This window comes from Burkholderia sp., from assembly GCF_018375725.1.
Taxonomy (GTDB): domain Bacteria; phylum Pseudomonadota; class Gammaproteobacteria; order Burkholderiales; family Burkholderiaceae; genus Burkholderia.
Genome location: NZ_JAHACR010000474.1, coordinates 1 through 2,011, shown reverse-complemented (window position 1 = coordinate 2,011; position 2,011 = coordinate 1). Strand labels below are relative to the sequence as shown.

The 2,011-nt window shown below is 69.1% G+C and carries 2 protein-coding genes; both read left to right on the top strand.

Annotated elements, in window-relative coordinates; translation table 11 throughout:
• Nucleotides 1–397 (top strand): cellulose synthase operon protein YhjQ/BcsQ (locus KH616_RS24545; RefSeq protein ID WP_292253852.1); only part of this gene is annotated, 397 nt, incomplete at its 5' end.
• On the top strand, nucleotides 394–2,011 hold a 1,618-nt coding region (locus KH616_RS24540; protein WP_292253850.1), incomplete at its 3' end, for a glycosyltransferase. The genes KH616_RS24545 and KH616_RS24540, both read left to right, overlap by 4 nt.

Genomic DNA, 2,011 nt, shown 5'->3' with positions numbered 1-2,011 from the left:
CTGTCCGTCGCAGCATGCCGAGCATGCGATCCGCTGCGCCGACCTCACGCTTGTCGCCGTGCCGCCGGAGCCGGCCGCGTGCGCGACGGTCAGCGCGCGCATCGGCGCGATGCGGGCCGCGAGCGACGCATTGCGGATCGTCGTCAACCGATTGAATCCTGCGCGCGACATGCAGCGCGATGCGCTCGCGATGCTGCGTGCGGTCGCCGGCCCGTCGACGATCCTGGACCAGCGCATCCACCTCGACGCGGCCGTGCCGGAGTCGTTTGCGCGTGGCAGCTGGATCTTCGACGATGCGCCGCATTCGCAGGCGTCGCACGATCTGCATGGCGTCGCCAACTGGCTCGACGCATGGCTCGGCGACACCGCGGCACAGCCTGCACGAGGCCTGCGATGAGGCCGGGCGGATTCGCGGCCGCGGCGCGCGCGATACCGCGTCGTGCACTGGACTGGCTGGCACGCGGGCTCGGGCTGCCAGTCGAGCGCACGCTGCTCGACTGGGTCGTGCGGCTGTTTTTCCAGGCGCCGGCCCCGGGGCAGCCCGATTACGTGCGTGGCTGGGTCCGCCGCGTGTTTCTGCGGATCGCCGCCAATTGGGGCGTGCTCCAGCCGCTGAGTCCGCGCGAATGGCTGTTGCGCGCATTCGTGCGGCCGCCGCGTACCGAGCGAGGCGCGACGGCCAGCGATCCGCTCGCATGGTTCGACGCGACGGTCGTGCCTGCCTACGTGCGCGTGCGCGGAATCGGGCGCCGCTGCAACGCGGTGCTCGCGAAGTTGCCGTGGGAACGGTGGGGCGGCCGGATCGAGGCCGGCGCGCACCGCATCGGCCACCGCCGCGGGCTCGTGCCGGTCGTGCTCGCGATTGGGGCGCTGATGTGGGCGGCGGCGTGTATGTCGCCGCTGATGCCCGGCTCGCAGTTTGCGTTCTTTGCGATCGTGGTGGTCCTCGCGCTGACGATCCGCCGTCTGCCCGGCCATCTGCCGACGCTCGCGCTGGCGTCGCTCGCGCTGCTTGCGATGGTGCGCTACGTGTGGTGGCGCACGACCCAGACGCTCGATTTCCGCAGCCCGCTCGAAGCGTTCGCCGGCTACATGCTGTATGCGGCGGAGGCGTATACGTGGCTGATTCTCGTGCTCGGCTTCGTGCAGACCGCATGGCCGCTCGACCGGCCGATCGTGCCGCTGCCCGCCGATCCTGAAACGTGGCCGACGGTCGACCTCTATATTCCCACTTACAACGAACCGCTGTCGGTCGTGAAGCCGACCGTGTTCGCCGCGCAGAGCATCGACTGGCCGAGCGACAAGCTGCGCGTGTATCTGCTCGACGACGGCAAGCGTCCCGAGTTCGCGGCGTTCGCGCGCGAGGCGGGCATCGGCTATCTGACGCGCGGCGACAACCGGCATGCGAAGGCAGGCAACATCAACGCGGCGCTGCCGCGGACGCATGGCGAGTACGTCGCGATCTTCGACTGCGATCACGTGCCGACCCGCTCGTTCCTGCAAACGACGATGGGCGTGTTCCTGCGCGATCCGAAGTGCGCGCTCGTGCAGACGCCGCATCATTTCTTCTCGCCCGATCCGTTCGAACGCAACCTCGGCACGTTCCGCGAGGTGCCGAACGAGGGCAGCCTGTTCTACGGTCTGGTGCAGTCGGGCAACGATCTGTGGAACGCGGCGTTCTTCTGCGGCTCGTGCGCGATCCTGAAACGCAGCGCGCTGGAGGAGATCGGCGGCGTTTCGGTCGAAACGGTGACCGAGGACGCGCACACGGCGCTGAAGCTGCATCGGCGCGGCCATACGTCCGCGTACCTGCCGACGGTGCAGGCGGCAGGTCTCGCGACCGAGAGCCTGGCGGGCCACGTCAAGCAGCGCACGCGCTGGGCACGCGGCATGGCGCAGATCTTCCGTCTCGACAATCCGTTCCTCGGGCGCGGGCTCGGGCTCATCCAGCGGATCTGCTACGGCAACGCGATGCTGCACTTTTTCTACGGCATCCCGCGGATGGTCTTCC